At 59.9% G+C, this 22,760-nt stretch carries 19 protein-coding genes; 14 read left to right on the plus strand and 5 right to left on the minus strand.

Annotated features, from left to right (window positions below; genetic code table 11):
- Positions 1–83: 83 nt before the first annotated feature.
- Complete coding sequence (locus Mal15_RS18690) at positions 84–1,451, minus strand: Gfo/Idh/MocA family protein (protein WP_147869166.1); 1,368 nt, start codon at positions 1,449–1,451, stop codon at positions 84–86.
- A 343-nt stretch (positions 1,452–1,794) separates the two neighbouring features.
- Positions 1,795–2,865 carry a formylglycine-generating enzyme family protein gene (locus Mal15_RS18695; RefSeq protein WP_233902875.1) on the minus strand — a complete coding sequence of 357 codons (1,071 nt, stop codon included), beginning with the start codon at positions 2,863–2,865 and terminating at the stop codon, positions 1,795–1,797.
- Positions 2,866–3,249: 384 nt separating this feature from the next.
- Between Mal15_RS18695 and Mal15_RS18700 the strand changes: the two genes are divergently transcribed.
- From Mal15_RS18700 to ribH, 9 genes are all read left to right on the plus strand, one after another.
- Positions 3,250–3,606 (plus strand): YbaB/EbfC family nucleoid-associated protein, encoded by a 357-nt coding sequence (locus Mal15_RS18700; protein ID WP_147869167.1) that lies wholly within the window; start codon positions 3,250–3,252, stop codon positions 3,604–3,606.
- Between the two features lie 19 nt (positions 3,607–3,625).
- The gene (recR, locus tag Mal15_RS18705) at positions 3,626–4,225 is read left to right on the plus strand and encodes a recombination mediator RecR (RefSeq protein ID WP_147869168.1); all 600 of its coding nucleotides are present in this window, start codon (positions 3,626–3,628) and stop codon (positions 4,223–4,225) included.
- A 165-nt stretch (positions 4,226–4,390) separates the two neighbouring features.
- Entirely contained in the window at positions 4,391–5,878 is a 1,488-nt protein-coding gene (gene rpoN, locus Mal15_RS18710) for an RNA polymerase factor sigma-54 (protein WP_449336641.1), read from the plus strand.
- 604 nt (positions 5,879–6,482) lie between these two features.
- Entirely contained in the window at positions 6,483–7,823 is a 1,341-nt protein-coding gene (locus Mal15_RS18715; protein ID WP_147869169.1) for an excinuclease ABC subunit UvrC, read from the plus strand.
- Between the two features lie 316 nt (positions 7,824–8,139).
- A complete protein-coding gene (locus tag Mal15_RS18720) occupies positions 8,140–9,534 on the plus strand; it encodes a class I adenylate-forming enzyme family protein (RefSeq protein WP_147869170.1) in 1,395 nt (464 codons plus the stop codon).
- A 62-nt stretch (positions 9,535–9,596) separates the two neighbouring features.
- Complete coding sequence (locus Mal15_RS18725) at positions 9,597–10,313, plus strand: zinc ribbon domain-containing protein (protein ID WP_147869171.1); 717 nt, start codon at positions 9,597–9,599, stop codon at positions 10,311–10,313.
- Positions 10,314–10,332: 19 nt separating this feature from the next.
- Entirely contained in the window at positions 10,333–11,016 is a 684-nt protein-coding gene (gene coaE / locus Mal15_RS18730; RefSeq protein WP_147869172.1) for a dephospho-CoA kinase, read from the plus strand.
- 181 nt (positions 11,017–11,197) lie between these two features.
- Positions 11,198–12,712: a transcription termination factor Rho gene (gene rho / locus Mal15_RS18735; RefSeq protein WP_147869173.1), complete on the plus strand. Its 1,515-nt coding sequence runs from the start codon at positions 11,198–11,200 to the stop codon at positions 12,710–12,712.
- On the plus strand, positions 12,705–13,175 hold the full coding sequence (ribH, locus tag Mal15_RS18740; protein WP_390623538.1) for a 6,7-dimethyl-8-ribityllumazine synthase: 471 nt from the start codon (positions 12,705–12,707) through the stop codon (positions 13,173–13,175). The genes rho and ribH overlap by 8 nt, the downstream gene beginning before the upstream one ends.
- A gap of 156 nt (positions 13,176–13,331) precedes the next feature.
- Here ribH and Mal15_RS18745 read toward each other — a convergent pair whose 3' ends face one another.
- The gene (locus tag Mal15_RS18745) at positions 13,332–15,248 is read right to left on the minus strand and encodes a DNA gyrase/topoisomerase IV subunit B (protein ID WP_147869175.1); all 1,917 of its coding nucleotides are present in this window, start codon (positions 15,246–15,248) and stop codon (positions 13,332–13,334) included.
- Positions 15,249–15,307: 59 nt separating this feature from the next.
- Positions 15,308–17,737, minus strand: a complete 2,430-nt coding sequence (locus Mal15_RS18750; protein ID WP_147869176.1) for a DNA gyrase/topoisomerase IV subunit A — start codon at positions 17,735–17,737, stop codon at positions 15,308–15,310.
- A 506-nt stretch (positions 17,738–18,243) separates the two neighbouring features.
- Here Mal15_RS18750 and Mal15_RS18755 point away from each other — a divergent pair.
- The 5 genes from Mal15_RS18755 (at position 18,244) to Mal15_RS18775 (ending at position 21,610) form a co-directional block, all read left to right on the plus strand.
- On the plus strand, positions 18,244–18,858 hold the full coding sequence (locus tag Mal15_RS18755; protein WP_233902876.1) for a hypothetical protein: 615 nt from the start codon (positions 18,244–18,246) through the stop codon (positions 18,856–18,858).
- A gap of 57 nt (positions 18,859–18,915) precedes the next feature.
- Positions 18,916–19,278 carry a hypothetical protein gene (locus tag Mal15_RS18760; protein ID WP_147869178.1) on the plus strand — a complete coding sequence of 121 codons (363 nt, stop codon included), beginning with the start codon at positions 18,916–18,918 and terminating at the stop codon, positions 19,276–19,278.
- A 290-nt stretch (positions 19,279–19,568) separates the two neighbouring features.
- Positions 19,569–20,462, plus strand: coding sequence for a tetratricopeptide repeat protein (locus Mal15_RS18765; protein WP_199773683.1), 894 nt, complete (start codon positions 19,569–19,571; stop codon positions 20,460–20,462).
- Between the two features lie 10 nt (positions 20,463–20,472).
- The gene (locus tag Mal15_RS18770) at positions 20,473–20,742 is read left to right on the plus strand and encodes a WXG100 family type VII secretion target (RefSeq protein ID WP_145387697.1); all 270 of its coding nucleotides are present in this window, start codon (positions 20,473–20,475) and stop codon (positions 20,740–20,742) included.
- 325 nt (positions 20,743–21,067) lie between these two features.
- Positions 21,068–21,610, plus strand: coding sequence for a hypothetical protein (locus Mal15_RS18775; RefSeq protein WP_147869179.1), 543 nt, complete (start codon positions 21,068–21,070; stop codon positions 21,608–21,610).
- Positions 21,611–21,688: 78 nt separating this feature from the next.
- On the opposite strand, the gene Mal15_RS18780 is transcribed toward Mal15_RS18775, so the two are convergent.
- Entirely contained in the window at positions 21,689–22,660 is a 972-nt protein-coding gene (locus Mal15_RS18780; protein WP_147869180.1) for an ABC transporter substrate-binding protein, read from the minus strand.
- Positions 22,661–22,760: the final 100 nt, after the last annotated feature.

A 22,760-nucleotide genomic window follows, 5' to 3' on the forward strand; every position in this document is an offset into this window, starting at 1 on the left:
ACGCTTGCCAGAGTGTGGTTCTGCCGCCGTCTGGCGACGGCAGCTACGTAAAGGCGCCAGGCGGTTGCCAAACGGAATCCCGCCTACAGGTACTCGCGTTTGGTGACCAACCCGGGCATCGGGATGTTGTACTTGCCTTGCGCGTTCAGTTGCAGCGGCGAGTCGGAATCGAGCGTCAGTTGGTCGACGTTGGGAGCGAATTCGTGATCGTGTTTCATGAACTCATCCAACGTGATTTCTTGACCGGTGTGTGCGGCCATGCGTCCCATGCTGGTCACGGCGCTGGCCATCACACCGCGTTCGACTTCGTTGTAGGGCGTGTCGCTGCGAATCGCGGCGACCAGATCGTCCCACTCCAATTGATAGGGGTTCGGTTCGGGCTGGGGGTATTCCCAGGTCAAGTTGTCTTTATCGAACGCTTGGCCGGAATAGATTCGAGCTTTGGCGGGCGTGTGTGATGCGGTGGAGATGACCGCCGATCCTTTGGTGCCATGCGCGAAGCTGGCGAATTCGCGTTTGCAACCCGGCATCGTGCGACCGTCGACCAACAGTTTGGTTCCATCGGCGAAGGTGTATTCGATCGAATAAACGTCAAAGTTTTGGTCGACATCTTCGCCGCGATAGTGGCGTCCGCCGCTGGCGATCGCGCTAACCGGCCAAGCGTTTTTCATCCAGCACGACTCGTCGATGTTGTGAATCAGGAAGTCGCTGACCGCGCCGCCGCTGAGCCACAAGAAGCCGTGGAAGTGTTTGATCTGATACATCAATTCGCTCAGATCGCCCGTGTTGGGCGGCGCGGCGGCTGAACCGGTGGGCCCGGCCATGCGATAGGCACGCAGCATCAACAGGTCGCCGATTTCGCCGCTTTGGATCCGATCGAACAACTCTTGGCGGGCGACGCAGTGGCGGCACATCAAACCGACGGCGACCTTCAAATTCTTGGCGATCGCGGCTTGGTTGATCTCCAGCATTCGCACCGATGTCGGTGCGTCGATGGTGACGGGTTTCTCCATGAACACGTTCAGCCCGCGCTCGATGGCATACTTGTAGTGAACCCAACGGAAAGCGGCCGGGGTGGCCATGATCACGATGTCGCCCGGCTCCAACGTGTCCATGACTTTTTTGTAGGCATCGAAGCCGATGTAGCGACGTTCTTCGGGGACGTCGACCTTGTCGCCGATCTTTCGTTTTTCGGAGAGCGACGTGTAGGAGCTCTTCATCTTGTTTTCCGACACGTCGCCCATCGCGACCAGGGTCATCGGGCCGTTGTCGACGGACAAGGCATTGATCGCGGCACCGGTTCCACGACCACCGCAACCGAGCAGACCGACACGAATCATGTTGTCTTCGGCCGCATGGACGGTTTGCGGACGTGCCGCGGCAAGGGTGGTGGCGGCCGCGGCGGCTTTGGTGGTCGTGGCTAAGAACTGTCGTCGGGTGGGGTTCGTCATCGAAGAGATCTCGGTTGTGAAAGGGATAGGTGGGTTGGGGGCGATACGTTCAATCTCGTTCCCGGGCTCCGCCTTGGGAACGCGGGATATGGGAGGCTCCGCCTCGTAACATGTGGCTTCAATCTCGTTCCCAGGCTCCGGCCTGGGAACGCGTGTTGTGGGAGGCTCCGCCTCGTAACGTGTGGCTTCAATCTCGTTCCCAGGCTCCGGCCTGGGAACGCGTGTTGTGGGAGGCTCCGCCTCCGGGGGTGGTCTGCATGAGGCGGAGCCTCATCGGCCGTGCGTTACGAGGCGGAGCCTCGTAACGAGTGTAGTCCTTCCGTGATCCGCGCCAGTCGGCGACCTATTCCTCCGGATCCTTTTGTTCCGGTTCGGTCTTGTCCCATTTGGCGGCCTTGGCCTCGGGCGTGGGCTCTTCCAAGGGGCGGACGATCCGGAATCCGACCGACAAGGCATCGGTGTGGTACCAAATGCTCTTGGGTTCCTGCGGATCCTGCTCTTTCCATTCGTCGCTGGACGCCTTTCGAGCGGCGCTGCGCAGCATTTCCGGATCGTCGTCCCAACCGCCGCCGCGAACGACGCGGGGGTACAGCGTCTTGGGGATCACCAGGGGATCGACCGATTCGGTGATCGAATCGTACGGCGTGTACTGGTCGAGAACCCATTCGGAAACATTGCCGTGCATGTCATGCAGGCCCCAGGGGTTGGGCTTTTTCTGACCGACGCGTTGGTAGGTGTCGTCGCTGTTGTCAAAGAACCAGCCGTGGTCTTCCAACTGATCGAGATCGTCGCCGAAGGAGTATGCCGATTTGGTCCCGGCGCGGCAGGCGTATTCCCATTCCGCTTCGGTCGGCAATCGGTAATAGCGGCCGGTTTTGGCGGACAACCATTTGCAATAGGTGCGGGCGGCGTGTTGGGTCATGCAGATCGCAGGGTAGTCCTCGCGGCCCATCCCGAAACTCATGTCGGTGTAGGGTTCGGTCGGCTTGGAGACGCCGTCGACGGCCAGATCGCGAGGGGTGGCCTGGATCGCCAGCATCTTTCGCATCCGCTGGTCAACCGACTCGTTCCAGACGTCGTATTGTTCCCAAGTGATTTCGAACTTGCCCATCCAAAAGGGCGAGATTTTGACGGTCCGCTGCGGTCCTTCGTCGTCGCCCCGATCGTCTTCGTCGTCGGGGCTGCCCATCAGAAACTCGCCGCCAGGGATGGGAACCATGTCGATGCTGAACTCGGTGTGCTCGATCGGCTCGGCATAGGGCTTCATCTCCGCTGGGGTCGATGCAACGGCGTCGGCGACGGGCAACGGTTCCACTTTGACGGGGGCCTCGGCAAAAACAGGCCCGATGGCCAACAAACAAACAATCGCGGCAGTGGCCGGACGGACGGAGACGGATATCGTGGGGTGGATCACTGTGGTGGGGCTACCAGAAACTAGGAACAAACGGACTTGGTTTGTAGTTTAATACAATTGTTCAATCGCGACGTCAGCATATCGGATCGGAGGCGTTCGGTGGGCAGGGGCGGACTGCCGGGACTGACGGTAACCCGGGCAGCGGTGTTTGGACGTAGCTACGCTCGCCAGAGCGTGGCAGACGCCCTGGGCCCCACCTTCTGGCGAAGGTAGCTACGTTGAAATCGGTGGCATTTTAGCAGCCGGCCAGTCGCAGTGCGGTCGTTTCGGAGACTTTCCCGATTCGCTACAATTTCAGCCGTCATCGTGCCTTGTCGGCCTCCCGTGGGGCCGGATCGGCGGCCTGATTTCCCCTCCCCCTCCGCACTCGTTTTCTGCAATCACATGTTTAAAGGACTTGGCAATCTCGGCAACATCGCGTCCATGATGGCCGCATTCAGGGATTTGCCGCAAAAGATGCAGGAATTGAACGCCCGCATGCAAACCGAACACGTTCGCGGCGATTCGACCTGCGGCCGGGTGTTCGTGATCGTCAACTGCGTCGGGCAGGTTCAATCGGTGAACATCACGGATGACGGCATCAGCAAAGCGGAAACCGAACAAGCGGTCGTCGAAGCCACCAACGCCGCCGGCGCCGTGGCCAAGCAGACCTACGCCGAAGCGATTCGCGACATGGTCGCCGACATGAATCTGGATATCCCCGGTATCGATGGTTTTTTGACGTCGATGATGGGCCGCTGATCACGAGTGAGAGTGTGACGTGGAAAAGCATGCAGGTGCCGTTTCTGAACTGGTCGACCAGCTCGGCCGACTTCCGGGTGTGGGCAGGAAAAGTGCCGAGCGGCTGGCGTTCCATTTGCTGCGGGTCCCCGAGGCCGAAGCGATCGCATTGGCCGAGGCGATTCGTCGTGTCCGTAGCGATATTCGCTACTGTCAGGCGTGCTTCAACCTCTGTGAAGAAGCATTGTGTTCGATCTGCCGTGACGACCAACGCGACACCACCCGTTTGTGCGTCGTGGAACAGCCCCGCGACCTGATGAGTCTGGAGCAATCCCAGGCCTTCAACGGGTTGTACCACGTGCTGCTGGGTCGGATCGCCCCGCTGGACGGGATCGGTCCGGACCAATTGACCATCGAAGCACTGGTCGACCGGGTCCGTGACGGGAATTTCACCGAGGTGATCATGGCGACCAACCCCAACGTCGAAGGGGACGGCACCTCGTTGTACATCAGCAATCTGCTCGCCGAGTACCCGGTCCAAATCACCCGCTTGGCCAGGGGGATCACCGCCGGCAGCGTGTTGGAATATGCCAATCGGGAAATGATTGCCGATGCGATGATGGGTCGTCAAAAACTTTAATCGCCAAAATCGACGTCTTTGGCACACGATATGCTCGCGCGGGCGGCAAAAATGCGTATGATAATACGCGAGCCGAGGATCGCCGGAGAGCCCGCGCAGGAATGTGGCCCGCGGCGGCGAACGTGCGTCTAAACGTAAAAAGCGGATCTCATGAGCGGAATGCGAATGTCGATGGGCCTGCAGGCCCGAATGGTCCAGACCCAAAAGCTGGCCCCACGGATGATCCAGTCGATGGAGATTCTGCAATTGCCGATGCTGGCGTTGCAGGAACGCATTGAACAGGAGATGAACGAAAACCCCTTGCTGGAGCAGCAGGAAACCGAGCCTGGGTCGCCCGAAGACGGGGACCTAGCACCTTCGGCGGACACCCGCAGCGAGGACGAAAAGGAGTTGGTCGTCGACGACAACGGCGACAATTCGGATGACTTCGAGCGACTGCAAAACATGGTCGCCGAGCTGCCGAGCACCTTTGACGATTCATTCCGCCGTTCCGCCGGCCGGATGCAAGAGGAAGCCGACCGGCGACACGACCTGATGGCCAACGCCCAGTCGCGGCCCGAGTCGCTGAACGATTTCCTGCTTCACCAGCTGGCCGAATTGGACATCGATGACGACGTCGAACGCATCGCCGAGCGGATCATCAGCACGCTGGACGCCCGCGACGGAGGCTACTTGCGGACCCCGTTGGCGGATCTGCTGCCGAGCGACCACACGGCGGAAAACTACGAGGTCGCCGAACGGGCGCTGAAGGTTGTCCAGTCGCTCGAACCGACCGGGATCGCCGCCCGATCGTTGAGCGAGTGTTTGCTGATGCAGCTGCGCCCGGAATTCGAGCACTACGAGGAGATGGAGAAACTGATCAGTTCGCACCTGGAGGACTTGGCCGCCAACCGCTTGCCACAGATCCAAAAGGCGACCGGCTATTCCATCGAACTGATCCAGACCGTTCGTGCCGAACTGCAAATCTTGAATCCCAAACCGGGCGCGGCGTTCATGGAAACGTACGTCCCCAACGTGACCCCGGACATCATTTTGGAGCAGGACGAAAACGGAGAGTACAAGATCACGCTGGATGACGACCGCGTGCCGTCGTTGTACATCAGCGAGTATTACCGCCGCCGGCTTCAAGACCGCTCGTGCACCGAAGAAGAACGCGAGTACATCAAGCGAAAGATCAACAGCGCCCAATGGCTGATCGAATCGATCGAACAGCGCCGCAGCACGCTGACCAAAGTCGCCGAAGCGATCGTGGCACATCAAAAGAAGTTCTTTGACGAAGGCCCCGAAGCCATCGAACCGCTGAAAATGCAGCAGATCGCCGAGAAGGTCGGCGTGCACGTGACGACGGTCAGCCGGGCAGTCAACGACAAATGGATGCAGACGCCGCGCGGGATCATCCCCTTGCACCGGCTGTTCGTCGGCGGCACCCAAACCGATGACGGAGAAGACGTCGCCTGGGACACGATCCGTTTGAAGCTGCAAGAGTTGATCGACGGCGAAGACAAACGCGATCCGCTGAGCGATGAAAGCCTGGTCAAGAAATTGGCCGAAGAAGGCATGACGGTGGCCCGACGTACGGTGACCAAGTATCGAAAACGCATGGGCATCCCCAGCAGCCGCCAACGCAAAGACTGGTCGCTGGCGAAGAAGTGACTGACGAAGCCGTGTGTTTTATCGCTTCTGAGATGCCAGACGTTTACGTCTTCAACCTCCCTTCCAGGCATTCGAGGCGAAACAACATACCATGGCTCCCTTCTCCCCGGCTTTGCGGGGGAGAAGGGCTGGGGATGAGGGGGCCGGCGGCCGGGAATTGGTCGGGTGTACGGCCCCTCAACCCCATCCTGGCCTGATGAAAAGTACGTGGCGTCGAAAACTGGTGAACCGGCAACGATTGAAAATTGCAAAATGAACAGTGCAAATTGCGAAATGATTTGAGCGACGATTCCCGGCAAATTGAACTTTGCAATGACCAGTTTGCAATTTGCAAACGAGGGATCCAGCAGAATCGCTGAACGTCCCCGAACCTACCCAACGTTCCAAGTTCGATTGATTTTCGGCAGGCCACCCCCAGCCCCTCTCCCCAAAACAAATCGCGGTAAACGCCCCTCTGCGATCAAAATCTATTTGCGCGATCTGTCCTAGGGCGAGGGGAGCCATGCTCTGGACTGCAGACTGATGTGTGTTGACACCAATGCCCGCCAAGAGACGTGCTCAGAAAAGCCACGCAACTTCCGGAAGGAAGTCACCCATTCATCCAATGACCGACGCTTCCTCCCCCGACAACACACCGACCGGATTTGACCAGGCCGCCGCCAAGGTCAAAACGTTTCCCCAGTCGCCAGGCGTCTACCTGATGAAGGACGACGCCGGACGGGTGATCTATGTCGGCAAGGCAAAGAATCTGCGCAGCCGCGCCGGCAGCTACTTTTTGAAAGCCGCCGCCGAAGACGCGCGGACGGCGCCCTGGATCGGCGAAATCGCAGACATTGACTACATGGACTGCGATAGCGAAGTCGACGCGCTGTTGATGGAATCGCGGCTGATCAAAGACATCCAGCCGAAACACAACAAGGAACTCAAGGACGACAAGACGTTCCCGTACCTGATGATCACGACCCGCGAGGAGTTTCCGCGGGTGGAGGTGACGCGCGAACCCAAAGCGAAAGGTGTCAAACTGTACGGGCCGTTCGCCAGCGCCGGCGCACTCCGCGGCGCGATCCAGGTGCTGCAACGGATCTTCAAATTCCGCACCTGCTCGCTGGACATCTCTGAATCCGACGAACGCTGGAAATGGTTTCGCCCCTGTTTGCTGGCGAGCATCAACCAGTGCACCGCGCCGTGTAATTTCCGCATCGGCAAAGACGACTATCGCCGCGACATCAAGCGGCTGCAAACGTTTCTCGAAGGCGGCAAACGCAAACTGATCAAAGAGATGCGTGATGAAATGATGGCCGCCAGCAAGGCGATGGATTTTGAACGCGCGGCGATCGTGCGCGATGAAATCCAAATGCTGGAACGGCTCGAAGAACGCGGCGAACTGGACACCCACGCTCAACCGGAAGTGTTTTACATCGACCCCAAAAAAGGCCTCGCGGGTCTGCGCAAGGTCTTGGCGCTCAGCGAAACGCCGCGGGTGATCGAAGGTGTCGATATCGCCCACCTGGGCGGCGGCGAAACGGTCGCCAGCCTGGTCCAGTTCATCGACGGATTGCCCTTCAAACCCGGCTACCGCCGATTCAAAATCAAAGACGTCAACGGGATCGATGATTTCCGCAGCATCTATGAGGTGGTTTCTCGGCGTTTCCGTCGGCTCAGTGACGACAGCGACGCATTCCCGGACATCTTGCTGATCGACGGCGGCAAAGGCCAATTGAATGCCGCGATGGCCGCGTTCCGGGATCAAGACATCACCCCGCCGACGGTCATTTCGCTGGCCAAACGCGACGAAGAGATCTTTCGGCCCGGCGAGAGCGACCCGCTGCGGTTGAGCAAGAATTCGTTCGCGCTGCGATTGCTGCAATACGTCCGCGACGAATCCCATCGATTCGCCCAACACTATCACCACATCCTGCGCAATAAATCGACATTTGATCGGTAGCGGCTCCCCTCGTATTCCGTCTCGCCTCAATCGACGGGTAAACAGTAGTGGACGACGCGAGGAGTCCTCGCGGTTTGCATTCCGAAGGGACTCGTCGCCTCGTCCACTACGCGAGAACTCGTCCACCACGCGAAAACCAACGGCCTGTCCCCATTTCCTCCTCCCCATTTTCTTACCTCCAAAATCTTCCTACCCTAAAACCCCCTGCATCCACCCCGACCGATCGTTCCCCTGCTTTCGTGTGCCCCAGCCCATCCGCACCCTGATCGACGCGCTTGAAAGAAATGCGAAGCGCATTTCCGATGAGCGGGCATTGATGTTGCTGGGACAGCAATTCCTGACACCGACGGACAGCCCCGCGCCGCTGGAATCCGTCACCTGGCGCCAGCTGGCTCGATGGGTCCGGCAGGTTGCCGTCGAGTTTCGCACGCACGACCCGAACGTCGCCCCGATCATGCACGTGGTGCGAAACACGCCGGAGGACGTCATCGTTGCGCTGGCGTGTCTGGCGGCGGGACGGGTGGAGATCCCCGTCGACGTCGACGGCGGACCGGATTATCTGGCCAGCTGTCGTCGCAAGGTGGATTGCCATTGGCTGGACGACTCGGAAAAACACCAGCTTGTCCGCCGCGGTTACCTCGCGGCCATGCGCGGCGGTCGTGACCAGCCGGTCGCCGTGCCGAACACGGTGCAGCCGGGCGACGATGCGTTGGTACTGTGGACCAGCGGCACATCGGGAGAGCCCAAAGGCGTGGCGTTGTCACACGAAGGTCAGTTGCTCAATGCGGCCGCCAAACTGCGTGCCGTGCCGCAATCCCGATCGGACTTGCGATTGACCGTCCTGTCCATCGCCCACGGTTACGCGCGAACATGCGACTTGGGAACCTGGTTGTTGTCCGGATGCAGTTTGGCAATCGCGCGTGGGTTCGAGGGCTGGCAACGAGCTTGCGATCGGTTGTCACCGACACTTTGCAATCTGGTTCCCAGTCTGGCCGGCCGCGTGATGGACTGTGGGCCGATCCCGGCGTCGCTGCGGTTGGTCGGCTGCGGGGGCGCGGCGATGACGACAGACCAGTTTTGGCGCTGGCGGGAGCGTGGAGTGACGGTGATCCAAGGATACGGATTGTCCGAAGCGGGGCCGGTGATCGCCAGTCAAACGCCCGAGGATTCGATCCCGGGACATGCCGGACGCCCTGTCGATGGCTGGCAAATTCGCTTGGATGAAGGCCGGCTGTTTGTTCGCGGAAAGCATCTGATGCGTGGCTATTGGCAGGACCCAGAATCGACCCGCCGTCGGATCGACGCGGCGGGTTGGCTGGACACGGCAGACCGAGTCCGGATCTGTCCGACCTCGGGACAACTGCAGATCTTGGGTCGATGCGACGACCGAATCGTGTTATCCAACGGGCACAAGATCGACCCGTCGGGACTGGAGCATCAGCTGGCGGCGATCGGTGGCGTGCGAACGGCGGTCGTGGCGGCCGACGCGGAAGGTCGCTCGGTGGAGTACTGGATTGAGACGGCCGATGACGCGCTTCCGATGGAAGAAATCGAGGCGATCACGCGCTGCCTGCCGCGTTGGGAACGGCCCAAACAGGTCCGGCGCCTGATCGTGCCCTACGCGGCCCGCGACCGACTGTTCAATCGCAAGGGAGCGATCCGACGATCCGAAATGCTGCGGCACCTCGAGCGGTCGACGGGTTCCTGCTGAGTGGCCCGCGGCGGTATCATGGTGCCCGCTGGTGACACGTTCTCCTTGGGATACAGATCTTCATGGCCGTCGACAACAAGACACTATTCGAAAGCGCATTGTTGCGTCGTCTGCACTCATTGCTCTTGCAGATCGACGACTTGGAGGGCCAACTGGATCGGGGGCCGCGACAGATCAAAGCGGGCGAGAGCATTCTTGATAGCTGCCGCGACGCGGTCGAGGCGGCCAAACAGAACGTCAAGGACGCCACGATCGCCTGCGACGAAAAACAGCTTCAACTGAAGACCCGTGAAGATCGCATCGAGGGTCTGAAAGCCAAACTGAACACGGCGGCCAGCAACAAGGAATTCGATCTGCTGAAAGAACAGATCGCCGCCGACCAACAAGCCAACAGCGTTCAAAGCGACGAGATCCTCGAGGGCCTGGAACGCATCGACGAACTGAACGACGCCGTCACCGCTGCCGAAAAGGATCTCGCGGAGAAAACGACCGAGCACAAAAAGCGGGTCGAATCGGTTGAAAACCGGATGGCCGTCGTCCAAGCAGACTTGGACCATGTCCGCAATGAACTGGTCAAAGCGGAGGCGGAAATCCCTGCCGCGGCTCGATCGGAATACAAGCGATTGATCGAGGGCCGCGGAGACGAGGCGCTGGCACCGATCGAAGACGATTCCTGCGGCGGATGTCATCAAACGCTAACCACACAGATGGTCGATCGCGTCCGTTTGGGATACTTGACCCACTGCCCGGCCTGTTCGGCCTGGCTGTATTCTACGTAGTCGGTTGAATCGGATTGCGATGTTGATTCTGGGAATCGTCGGATCGCCGGCCGGCGGAAAATCCTCGGCCGCCGAATTCCTCGCCTCGCTGGGGGCGGAGTGGATCAATGCCGATCTGATCGCCCGCCAATTCCTGGGCCGACCCGATGTCGTCGCGACGCTTTCAGCCCGATTCGGTGACGGGATTTTGGCCCCGGACGGAGCGATCGACCGATCCGCACTGGCCGATTTGGTGTTTGGTAACGATTCGGTAAAACGGGAAAACCTTGCGTTCCTCGAATCGGTGCTGCACCCGCTCACACGCCAGGAAATTCAGCGGCGGATCGCCGAGGCGGCTGACCATGGAAAGAAGGTCGCGTTGTTGGACGTGCCGCTGCTGTTCGAATCCGGCTGGGATCGCAGCTGCGACCAGATTTGGTGTGTCGACGCGACACGCGACAATCGGTTGCGTCGCAGTAGAAAACGCGGCTGGGACGCCGAAGAATTGGATCGGCGCGAAGCCAATCAGATGCCGATAGAGACGAAATGCCGACTCAGCAATCTCGTTATGCGCAATGACGCCACCTTAGACGCTTTGCATCAAAATCTGCGTTTACAGTGGGCGCATCTCGCTAGAATGATTTCACGTGGCGACGCAAAAACGGCTGCGAATTCGCCGCCTGCAAAGCGTCACTGCACGTCCGACCGCGAGACGAATTCCTGAATCGGTGCCAGGAAAGTGGTCGGCGAGCTTTCGCCGATGCTAACCTTTCCGTTACCCTCCACCGTTGGGCCGGCTCCACCGGACGGTTCGACACCTCCTCCTGCCTCCCTCCTCGTTGCAGTTTGCTGCCAGACTCCCCCACTCTTCTTCTTCCCATGCGTCCTCCCCGGGCGCCAGAACCATGCAATCCAATCGGCCTTCGGGCGACGAACACCGCGGTGACAACCGCGGCTCCAAACGTCATGGCGGATCCCGTGAGTATTCCGGTCAACGCCGCCAACGCCAACAACGACACCCCGACAAAGTCGTCGATCGACGGATCCGGGAGCTCGACGCGGAACGCGATCCGCTGTCGCTGCCCGAAGAAATCGTCAGCGAGGCGACCAAAGTCGGCAAACGCGTGGGGATCCCGTCGGGCGACGACGGCCCCCAATTGAACCTGTCGCAACTGCAAGAGCTCAGCGACACCACGCTGCTGGACATGGCGCGCGAGGAAGGCATCCCGGACTTCGACCAGATGTCCAAGCAGGAGCTGATCTTTGCCATTTTGAAGCACCGCATGAAAGTCGGCGGGCTGATGTATGGCGAAGGCACCTTGGAAATCCTGCCCGACGGGTTCGGATTCTTGCGCAGCAGCAAGCACCACTACGTCTCCTGCCCTGACGACATTTACGTTTCGCCCAGCCAGATCCGCCGCTTCGGGCTGCAAACCGGCAGCCACGTCGCCGGCCAGATTCGCCCGCCCAAAGAAAACGAACGCTACTTCGCGCTGCTGCGAATCGAGGCGATCAACCGTCGCGATCCGTCACAACGCAACGCGTCAATCCCGTTTGAAGAACTGACGCCGCTGCATCCCGATCGCCGCATCATGATGGAACACGAAGGCGGCGAGATGTCGACCCGCGTGGTCGACATGCTGACGCCGATCGGTTTCGGACAACGCGGTTTGATCGTCAGCCCGCCGCGGGCCGGCAAAACCGTCTTGATGCAAAACATGGCGCGAGCCGTGTTGACGAATTACCCCGAAGCCTACGTCTTCATCCTGTTGATCGACGAACGCCCGGAAGAAGTCACCGACATGGAACGCGAAGTCCGCGGGCCACAGTGCGAAGTCATCAGCAGCACCTTTGACGAACCCGCCCAGCGACACATCCAGGTCGCACAGATGGTGATCGAAAAAGCCAAGCGGATGGTCGAAGCCGGAGTCGATGTGGTCGTGTTCCTCGATTCGATCACGCGTCTGGCCCGCGCCCACAATAGCGACGGTGAATCGACCGGCAAACTGCTCAGCGGCGGCTTGGATGCCGGCGCGATGCAGAAACCCAAGTCGATTTTCGGCTCGGCACGAAAGACCGAAGAAGGCGGATCGTTGACGATCATCGCCACGGCCTTGGTCGACACCGGCAGCAAGATGGACGACGTGATCTTTGAAGAATTCAAGGGGACCGGAAACCTGGAAATCGTCTTGGACCGATCATTGGTCGACCGGCGGATCTGGCCGGCGATCGACATCAGCCGCAGCGGAACACGCCGCGAAGAGATGTTGCTGGACAAGGAGGAATTCAAGCGGATTTCCGCACTGCGCCGCGGCCTGGCCGAAGTCTCGCCGGTCGACGCCATGGACGATTTGATCAAACGGTTGCGAAAAACACAAAACAACGCCGAGTTTTTGCTGAGTGTGAAGGATGTTGACTGAGATGACGGGTATCGACGGCAAACTTCCCTCCGGGAAAATTGTCATCATCGCCAGCCGCTATAACGAAGGCATTTGTGATTCGCTGGTCCGCGGAAGTGTCGACACGTTGACCCGCGCCGGGTTTGCCCAAGATGACCTGGAAATCCTCCGCGTCCCCGGCGCCTGGGAACTGGTCATGGTCGCCGCGAACGCCCTGGACCGAAAGGAAGTGCTGGGCGTTGTCACGTTGGGGTGTGTGATCAAAGGCGAAACGACGCACGATGAACACATCAACCGCAGCGTCAGTGATGCGATCATGCAATTGGGCGTTCAGACGCGCAAACCGATCGGCTTCGGCCTATTGACCTGCAACACGCTGGAACAAGCGCTCCAACGCAGCGGCGGAACGGTGGGCAATAAAGGCGACGAAGCGGCCGGCGCGGTCGTGGAGTTGCTGCGACTGGGAGAGAAACTGAAGACTTGAACGCGGCGCGATGCTGTGGTGGCGTCAGACAGTGGGAAGACAGAATAATACGGGGCAGAATGATACGAGACATTCCCCGATCACTTTTCCGCAACTTGATTCCAAACACCCATCATTCTGCCCCTCATCATTCTGCCATCCTTCTCCCCCAAGCCCCTAAACATCCACCTCGGCATCGGCGGCGCGTTCCATGATGAAGCGGAAGCGGGCTGACGCGTCGCGTCCCATCAGGTCGCTGATCACGCGGTCGGTTTCCAATTGGTCATCGACTTCGACGCGCAGTAGCTGACGTTGGGCGGGGTCGAGGGTGGTTTGCCAAAGCACTTTGGGCATCATTTCGCCCAGGCCTTTAAAGCGGGTGATTTCCGGCTTGGCCCGACCGGCATGTTTCTCCAAAATCTCTTCGCGGTGGGCGTCGTCCTTGGCCCAATAGGTTTCTTTACCGAGATCGATCCGGTACAGCGGCGGCACGGCGATGAACAGCCGACCGTCGGAGATCAATTGGGGCATGTGACGGTAAAAGAACGTCAACAACAGCGTCGTGATATGGTGCCCGTCGGAATCGGCATCGGCCAACAGGATGATGCGTCCATACCGCAGTCCGCCGATGTCCATTTTGGGTCCAATGCCGCATCCCAGTGAGGCGACGACGTCCTGGATTTCTTTGTTGTCCAGAATCTTCTTCAGCGTCGCGCTTTCGGTGTTCAGGACTTTGCCGCGGAGCGGCAGGATGGCCTGGTAATTCCGGTCTCGGCCCTGTTTCGCACTGCCGCCGGCGGAGTCCCCTTCGACGATGAACAGTTCGGACTCCATTTTCCCGCCCGACAAACAATCACTCAGCTTGCCCGGCAGCATGGTGCGTTTGGCGCCGCCCTTGCGTGAGACGGCTTCGGAAGCGGCGCGGGAGGCGGCACGGGCGCGGGCGGCGGCGATGATCCGGGCGATGATGGAATCGGCGATGGACCGATTGCTGTTCATCCACTGTTCGATCTCGCCACGCACCGCGGCTTCGACCATGCCCTGAACTTCGGGGTTGTTCAAGCGGTCTTTGGTTTGGCCTTGGAACTGCGGTTCGCTGACAAAGACCGAGACGATCCCGACCATCCCTTCGCGGATGTCTTCGTGGGTGATCTTGACGCCGCGGGGTGTCAGGTTGTGTGTGTCGATGTAGTTCCGCACGGCCTTATTCAGTCCGCTGCGGAAGCCGTTTTCGTGGGTCCCGCCACTGCCGGTCGGGATTCCATTAACGTAGCTGCGGACGTGTTCGTCGGTCGATTCGGTCCACTGCAAGACGACTTCGATTCGCATGTCGTCGTCGACCGAGTGGCTGAACGGTGCCTCATGAATCGGCCGCGCCTTGCGTTCCTTGAGGACTTTTTTCAGGTAGTCGACGATGCCGTGTTCGTGGACGAATGATTCTTTCGTCTTGGCGACTTCATCGACATAGGTCACTTTGACGCCGCGGTGCAGGAAGCTGGCCGTTTCCAAGCGGGCGCGGATGATCGCCGAATCGAAGCTGGTTTTGGGAAAGATTTGCGGATCGGGCGTGAACGTGATCGTGGTCCCGCTGCCGCGAACGGCGCCTTTCAGTTTCTTCAGTCTGGACGTCGGCTTGCCGCGTTCGAATTCCATCTTGTACTGCGCGCCGTCGCGACGGACGACCGCCGTCAATTCTTTGCTGAGCGCGTTGACGACCGACGCGCCCACGCCGTGCAGACCGCCGGCGGTCTTGTAGTTTTGACCTTCGAATTTTCCCCCGGCGTGCAAAATCGTCAGCACCATTTCCAGTGCCGGTTTCTTCGTCTTGGGGTGCTTGTCGACCGGGATGCCGCGGCCGTTGTCGGCAACCGAAATCGTCTGGCCGTCGTTGTGAAGCGTGACCACGATCTCACTGGCGTGGCCGTTCATCGCTTCGTCAACGGAGTTGTCAACGATTTCCCAGATCAGATGGTGCAACCCTGCACTGCCGACGCCACCGATGTACATGCCCGGGCGTTTGCGGACCGGATCCAGGCCTTCGAGTGCGACGATGGCATCGGCGTTGTAATTCGTTTTGGTCGCGATTGCTGACATAAAAACTCATGTTCCACGAACACGGGAACTTGAAACTTGAAACTTGAAACTTGTGAAATTCAATCGTCTTCGAACGGCTCGGGGGCCGCGACCGGCGGCGAAATGATCTTGGCGATCTTGCCGTTCTTTTGCAGTTCGACGCCTTTGCCGCCGCGGCTGGTGACACGGTATTTGGCGGTCGAGACGGTTTTCTGCGCGCCGCGGTTGGTCTCGATCGTCATCAGATCTCGATCGCCCGTGCTGGCTTTGAACCCCAGCAACCGATCGTCACCGGCTAGTCGGATCAGCATCACGCCTTTGCCGGCACCGGACAGGTAATTGATCTCTTCGGATTCACAAATGATCGCACGGCAATTGGCCGAGACGGCCAAGATGATCTCGCTGCCGGTGATGGCGACGACATCGACGATCGCAGCGTCGCCGGCGACGCGGGCGTAGCGGCGACCGCTGCGGGTGGACGGTTCGGCAAAGGGAGCCAGCCCGAATCGCAAGGCGTACCCGTTACTTGACGCGGCAAAACCGTGGATCTCGGGGCAATAGTCAGGGTGTTTGGGGTCTTCGTGGATCTGGCCGATCCGTCGCGGGTCGAACGAAATGGCCGCGATGATGCGTTCGCCGTCCTTCATCTTGAACAGCTTTTGAATCGGTTCGCCGAATCCGGTCGACGCGGGGATGTCGATGAAGCGGGTCGTGTAACAGACGCCGAGTGAGGAGAACAGGCCCAACGTCGCGCGGGTGCTGCCGCCGACGCAGGCGAGCACCGCATCGCCTTGACGAAGCCGGCTTTTGGAGGGATCGACGATCTGTTTTTGCCGTTTGATCCAGCCGTCTTTGGTGACCAGGACGTGACAGTTTTCGGCGACGATAAAGTCTTCGGCGGAGTATTCGACTTCGTCATCGATGGTGTTGATGGCGGTGCGTCGACGGCTTGACGCGTCGCGCCCGTATTGTTCGACCAGCCCCTCGATTTCCTCGCGAACGATTTTCCAGCGTCCCGAGGCGTTGGTGTCTTTGGTGTCTTCGCTCAGCAGTTTGCGGATCTGGCGGGCGCGTTTCTTTTTGTCCTTCAGCTCGTCCAGGATCAGATTGATTTCCAGACGCGCCAGACGATACAGCTTTAATTCCAGAATCGCGTCGGTCTGCTCGGCGTCCAAGCCGCCTTTGCTGGCCGGGAACCGCTTCATGATCTTCTCCGCCGCGTCCGCTTTTCCGTCCGACTGGCGAATGATTTTGATGATCTGATCCAGGGCATCGAAGATCAACGCGAATCCTTCCAGGATATGAATGCGTCGCTCCAGCGATGCCAGTTCGTTTTCCAGGCGGCGGGTGACGACTTCCAAGCGAAAGTGCAGGAAGTGCCACAGCATCTCTTTGAGCGAGAGTCGCTCGGGGGTTCCCAGTTCGGGGTTTTCGGTGGGGACCAGGCAGGTCAGGTTGACGTTGAAATTCTTTTGAAAGTCCGTGTGCTTGTACAGGAACGCCAGCACTTTGTTTTCATCGGCGTCTTTTTTTAGCAACAGATCGATGCGGATTTCGTCGGTCGACAGATCCCGCACTTCGGTGACCAGCGGCAGTTTTCCGTCGAAGACCAGTTCGCTGATCCGTTCGACCAGCAGGGCTTTGTTGACGGTGTAGGGGATCGAGTCGATCTGCATGACCTTTCCCGCACGGCTCTTGGCCCCCGGTTTGATGGTGCCGCGCAGCTTGATCGTGCCTTGGCCGGTCTGATAGATCTCGCGGAGTTCTTCCTTGGTGTTGATGATCTGCCCGCCGGTGGGGAAATCGGGGGCCTGGACGGCGTCGTTGGCGACCAGCTGGTAATCCTTGACCTCCGGATCACGCAACAATTTCAGCAGCGCGTTACAGATCTCGCGCAGGTTGTGCGGCGGGATGTTGGTGGCCATCCCGACGGCGATTCCGGTGGCGCCGTTGAGCAACAGGTTGGGCAGGCGGCTCGGCAGCACGACGGGTTCTTCGCGGCTGCCGTCATAGTTGGCCTTGTAGGCGACGGTGCGGGTGGCCAGATCGGCCAGGACTTCACCGGCGACCGGGGTCATCCGACATTCGGTGTAACGCATCGCCGCGGCATTGTCGCCGTCGACGCTGCCGAAGTTGCCACTGCCGTCGACCAGCGGCATCCGCATGGCAAACGGCTGCGCCATCCGGACCAGGGCTTCGTAGATCGAGCTGTCGCCGTGGGGGTGGTAATTACCCATCACGTCGCCGACGACCTTGGCACACTTGCGGTGCTTGGCCGTGCTGGAGAGTCCCTGCTGGTGCATCGTGTACAAGATGCGGCGCTGGACAGGTTTCAGCCCATCCCGCACGTCCGGCAGCGCGCGACTGGTGATCACCGACAGGGAGTAGTTGAGGTAGCGTTCCTGGGCGGCTTGGCGCAGCGGGACCGCCGTCAAGAGCGAGTCTTCGACGGCGTCAAACAACGACTTTCCGTTCTTTTCCGATTGCTTGCGGGGACGACGTTTTGCCACGCGATAGGGGTCCTTGTACTCAAATGATTGGCCGTGATCTCCACCTTCTCCATCGGCCGCACGGTCACGCCGATTTGCTCAAGTTAGGGTAGATAGGGCGAAAATTCTAGGGCGACAAGCGGGGGCGGCAGGCGACCGCCCCTCGCTGCGACGCTGCGACCAGGAATCGCCTCAAGGCGAAACTCCAACACCAACGGCCGCCGCGACGGGAGGACTTTAACGGTTGGCCGGGTCGAATGGCAATTACGATCGGCAGCGGTGCTAGCGGTGCTGAGCATTGATCCGAAATCGCCAGCGCCAGGCGGCGAGCTATCGCGACGGCGGACGGTGCGCCGAAGAAGAGAACCGAGTGAAGGGTGAATGCCCGCATCCGGCCGGCCGTCCGTGGACGTCCCCGTCCCGGGTGGCCTGCGGTCGCCGACACGGATTGTCAGCGACGAACCGCACTGGGCGGTCGGGCAAGAACGGAATCAATGGCTGAAATACGGGTTCGGAGGAACCACCGGATGAAACTTCGACTGACAAAACACATCATTGCCGCCGCCGCGGTGCTCTGCCTATTCGCTTCGGTCGCAAACGCCCAGGCGCAAACTGAATCGTTTATCGTTTCCAGCCAGATCGTCAGCGACACCGCCCTGCCGGCCGAAGGCGGGTACATCGGCGATTTGGCCTCGGCGTCGATCGGGGACGGCAGCTGCAGCAGTTGCCAAGCCGATGGGGGCGGCGTGTGTGTCGGCGGCGAATGCGGGATCGGCACCGGTGGCGGAGGGCTGCTGGGAAAACTCGCCGGAGGATGCGGCGGATTGGACGGCGCCATTTGCCAAAACCGCCAATACGATCACCAGGACCTGTTCTACAACTTTTACTCCGGCGGCAATTGCAACACGGCCAACGCCCAAATGTACGTCTCGCCGTTGCCCGTGCCGCACTTCGTCGGCCACACGTTCAACACCTACCAGCCGCTGTACCCGCACGAATTCCTGTACAAGCATCACGACCGGTACCACAACATCTACGACAACGGTCGAGGCATCAATCGCACGAAAGTGCATTACGGCTATCCGCCGGTCCGACGCGCGATGAGCAATCTGTACTGGAACAAATTGCGATTGCCGCGTTGATCCGGTTCGGCCGGACACCACTGAACCACATCACTCTCCACCCACCGAGATAAACCCATGCGTAAGCTGCTCGTCCTCGTCGCGTGTCTGGCGACCGTCCAGATTGCCGCGCAATCCAACGCCACCGCCGGCGGGCCGGGGATCTTTCAAAAGAGCCCTCCGGTCAGCCACCCATGGCATGGAAGTTACTATCACCAGAGCTGGGGACAGCCGCTGGCCGTGGTGGTTCCACCGACCGCCAACATGCGTCAGACGTACTCCTGGGGCGTCAGCCAGAACTTGATGTACCCGATCGGGTCGCAGTTCGGTCGCAACGCACCGGGCCATGGAGCCGCTGCCCACGGCGCGTTCCGACCGACGCCGCCTTGGCCCAGTCACACCGACCAGTTCGGGTACTACTACATCCGAGCGCCCTGGTAGTGTCCGGCATGGCCCCCCCGCGACCGCGCTCGCTGGACTGCGATCCACGAACGGAGCTACGCTCGCCAGTGCGTGGAATTTTTCGGGAGGCCACCTTCTGGCGAAGGTAGCGACGTTTTAACGATTCCTGGACGTGTTGAGGTTGAATCGCGACCGGCTGGAAGCCGATCCCGCCGGCCGCGGTTTTTCATTCGGCCGCGGATTTGCATCCAGCCGTGATTGCGTTCAAACTGGAAGGCGGGCGCGGTTGTCCGCCGCGACACGCTTTTCTTTCGCAGCGCGGGGATCCGATGTCCGATTCCGATTCAAAAACCGCTTCCTCTGCGGGGCCCTCATCGGAATCCAAAGAAAGCTTCGTCGAATCAGGCAATCCCAACCTCAGCCCGCTCGACGGCGGACGGTGGCGTCCGGTCAGCCCCGGTGAGCTGTTGCGAAAAAACGTCCCCGGATCGCACGACGACCTGGACGACGAGCAGCGGGAACACCATCGCACCGTCCGGCTGGAGCGCCGCCAAGAGCTGGAACACAAGCTGAAGGCCAATCCGACGGACCTGGATGGCTTTCTGGAACTCGCCGCCATCTATCGCAGCGAGCATCGACCGCTGGAAGCCAAGCGTTTGCTGCAGCAGGCGACCGAGATTTTCCCGGACGAGGAACGGATCACGTTTCAATTAGAAGAGGCGATCCTGGCTCGGTCGCTGCAACAATACCGTGAGGTCAGTGATCTGGCGTCGCGTTTAAAAACGCCCGAAGCCGATCGTGAACTCGAACGCAGCCGTGGCGACTGGGCGATGCGACGGATCGAGGTCTGCCAGGCTCGGCTAGCGCGCGACCCGTCTCAGGTCCAACTGCGGTTGGCAATGGCCGACGCGAAGTTCGACGCAGAAATGTTTGAAGAGGCGTTTGCCGACGCGGGACACCTGTTGGAACTCGACGAATTTTCACCTCAGGCACACTTTCTTCGCGCGCGATGCCTGCTCGCACTCGGCAAAGACTTGCCGGCGATGAAGGAGTTGCGTGCCGTGGCGCTGCGAAGATCCGTCGTCGCCCCCGACACGTTACGTCTGGCCAGTTTAAAACTGCTCTGCGACTTGGCCGACAAACACTCCCTTGATGCCACCGGACATCAATACCACGCACACCTCAAACGCCTCCAAGAGACCGGTTCACAATCCAAGCCCTGAGATCCAAGCCATGAATCAAGCCGTCGTCGACCCCGAACAGCTCCGACAATTCGCATCTCACCTGCATCGCTTTGTTGAAGAACTCAAAGAGCGATCGACGGCACTCGGCACCCAGATGAACCAGCTCGAACAAACCTGGCGCGACGAACAACAACGAAAGTTCGCGGGCGAATTCAGCGAGCAGTTGCGTCAGCTATCGCGGTTGGTCAAAACCACCGAGCAACACATACCGTACCTGCTTCGCAAAGCCGAACAAATCGACGCCTACTTGGGACGGTGACCGGCGTCGAGGCAAGGTGACATTGCGTGACCGTTTCCCCTCAGCGCGGTTGCGACGGGGGCCTGGCCCCCTCTTTGAAGCGTTGTGAGCGGACTGAAACGACGTCTGTGCCGCGTTTTTTTAACGATTTGACCACATCGAACGTGCGCCGGGTGCGGTGGTGGGGCATGGTTCACGCGTTCCCTTTCTTGAGTGCCCGCTTTGCGCGATCGTGTTTCGCGGCGAGCCGGACCAGCAGCATGCCGAATCAGCATGCAGTGCCCCGGCAGGGCGAGTCGATGGGTCTGCGATACATTCGCGGAGTGGAGAGATCGGTGTAGTTTCAATGCAATCAGCGCGTTTTCGATTGATCATTTGCGTCGCTGCGACGGTTCTGAACTTGTTGCTCGTGGGATTGGGGCACTACCTGTTCGGACCGGTGGCCGCGCTCGGTTTTGGAGCGACGTTTGGGATCGCGATTTTTGAAGCCGTCGTCTGGATCTTCCGCCGCGGCAACACGAGACGGAGCGAGCGTCGCATCATGACCGCGGTGATCGTGGTCGCGACGGTGACGGGAATTTTTATCGGTTGGGACTCCTACCGAAACGGACTGCACGACACGCGCGCCCGCGTCCGCGAGGCGAACCGCTTGCGTTCCCAATTGCAAGACCAGCCGCAGTTCGACCTGGTCATTCTCTCGTACCACGCGCCGCCGCTGCAATCCGAGGAACGATTGTCGGTCCACGGCTACGTCTCCAGCCCCCAGGATTTGGACTCATTGCAGCAGATGGTCTACAAAGATCGAGAGTGGAAGGTGGAATGGAATGTCGGGTTGATGTCCGATCGTCCGTCGAAACGATCAACCGCGAACGAACCAGCGGTGCAATAGCCGTCGGCCCACACCCCGCAGCTGCAGTGAAGAGCAATTGTCACAATTGCTCCCCCAACGATTGAATCAATCGTTCCGCTACCTCAAAAATTCCAGTGTGTAGCACTCTTTCACACGGACCTTGTCCGCGTCGACCAGATCCAGCGACTGGAGCTGATCAAACAGCTCCTTCCAACGTTCGGCTGTCATCGTGCCGACGCTTTGGGTGGTCGCACCATCGGGCATCGCCAAGTCGCGCATGACCTGGGAACCGAATAGCAGTGCCTCCTCGGTCATGCCTTCTTGATTCACCTTCAAAATCGCGGCGTTCCCTTGGCTGCCCTCGGTCAAATAGTCGCGCCAGCCCTGGCGTGTGACATCGACGAATTTTCGAACCAAGTCCGGCTGCTCGCGAATCAGTTTTCCGGTCGTCACCAGCACGCTGGAATACGGGTTGAATCCCAAATCGCTGACCATCAAGGTGTTGACCGGTACGCCCTGCTGTTGTGCGAGCAGCGGTTCGGCACAGCTGTAGGCTTGGATCACGATGTTGGGATCACCGACCAGCGACGCGATGCTGCCGTGATACGGCACTTCCTGGACACCGTCCAAAATCCCTTTGGAACGCATGAATTCGACGAACGCCCGACCGGCCTGACGCTGCAGCGTCTTGCCCTTCAGGTCGTCAAAGGATTCAACACCGCTGTCTTTGCGGGCCATGATACAGCGGGGGTGATTCTGCATCGCCGCCATCACGGCGACCACATCGATCCCCTGCTGGCGATAGATGATGACGTCATCCGCGTTGGCGATCGCAAACTGTGCCCGCTCGAGTGCCAATTCGGGACCGATCGGGGTGGCTCGTCCCCCGGGCTGGATGGTGACCGCGAAACCGGCCGTTTCGTAGGATCCATCGGCGAGGGCTTGAAACAACCCGCCGTGTTCCGATTCGGGGTACCAGTTCAATTGGACCTGGACCGGAGTCCCTTCGTCGACCGACGGAGGCGGCGTGGAACCGCAACCGACCAGGATGGCGACGGCCACAAAATAGGAAAGATGCGAAGGCTTCATGGAAGTTGGCAGATAGGGTTGTCCGAATAGGGGCACCTCTGAAGAGGTCCGGCCAGGAATGCGCTCTCAGAATGATCGCAATGTATCAATCCCCACGGGG

The organism is Stieleria maiorica, assembly GCF_008035925.1.
Taxonomy (GTDB): domain Bacteria; phylum Planctomycetota; class Planctomycetia; order Pirellulales; family Pirellulaceae; genus Stieleria; species Stieleria maiorica.

What these genes read in the sequence shown, in the direction of transcription:
- Mal15_RS18775 (WP_147869179.1), top strand. Translation starts at nt 21,068, where the DNA reads ATGCAATCAGCGCGTTTTCGATTGATCATTTGCGTCGCTGCGACGGTT.
- Mal15_RS18720 (WP_147869170.1), top strand. Translation starts at nt 8,140, where the DNA reads ATGTTGCTGGGACAGCAATTCCTGACACCGACGGACAGCCCCGCGCCG.
- rho (WP_147869173.1), top strand. Translation starts at nt 11,198, where the DNA reads ATGCAATCCAATCGGCCTTCGGGCGACGAACACCGCGGTGACAACCGC.
- Mal15_RS18765 (WP_199773683.1), top strand. Translation starts at nt 19,569, where the DNA reads ATGTCCGATTCCGATTCAAAAACCGCTTCCTCTGCGGGGCCCTCATCG.
- coaE (WP_147869172.1), top strand. Translation starts at nt 10,333, where the DNA reads ATGTTGATTCTGGGAATCGTCGGATCGCCGGCCGGCGGAAAATCCTCG.
- rpoN (WP_449336641.1), top strand. Translation starts at nt 4,391, where the DNA reads ATGTCGATGGGCCTGCAGGCCCGAATGGTCCAGACCCAAAAGCTGGCC.
- Mal15_RS18770 (WP_145387697.1), top strand. Translation starts at nt 20,473, where the DNA reads ATGAATCAAGCCGTCGTCGACCCCGAACAGCTCCGACAATTCGCATCT.
- Mal15_RS18725 (WP_147869171.1), top strand. Translation starts at nt 9,597, where the DNA reads ATGGCCGTCGACAACAAGACACTATTCGAAAGCGCATTGTTGCGTCGT.
- Mal15_RS18715 (WP_147869169.1), top strand. Translation starts at nt 6,483, where the DNA reads ATGACCGACGCTTCCTCCCCCGACAACACACCGACCGGATTTGACCAG.
- Mal15_RS18780 (WP_147869180.1), bottom strand. Translation starts at nt 22,660, where the DNA reads ATGAAGCCTTCGCATCTTTCCTATTTTGTGGCCGTCGCCATCCTGGTC.
- Mal15_RS18700 (WP_147869167.1), top strand. Translation starts at nt 3,250, where the DNA reads ATGTTTAAAGGACTTGGCAATCTCGGCAACATCGCGTCCATGATGGCC.
- Mal15_RS18690 (WP_147869166.1), bottom strand. Translation starts at nt 1,451, where the DNA reads ATGACGAACCCCACCCGACGACAGTTCTTAGCCACGACCACCAAAGCC.
- Mal15_RS18745 (WP_147869175.1), bottom strand. Translation starts at nt 15,248, where the DNA reads ATGTCAGCAATCGCGACCAAAACGAATTACAACGCCGATGCCATCGTC.
- Mal15_RS18760 (WP_147869178.1), top strand. Translation starts at nt 18,916, where the DNA reads ATGCGTAAGCTGCTCGTCCTCGTCGCGTGTCTGGCGACCGTCCAGATT.
- Mal15_RS18755 (WP_233902876.1), top strand. Translation starts at nt 18,244, where the DNA reads ATGAAACTTCGACTGACAAAACACATCATTGCCGCCGCCGCGGTGCTC.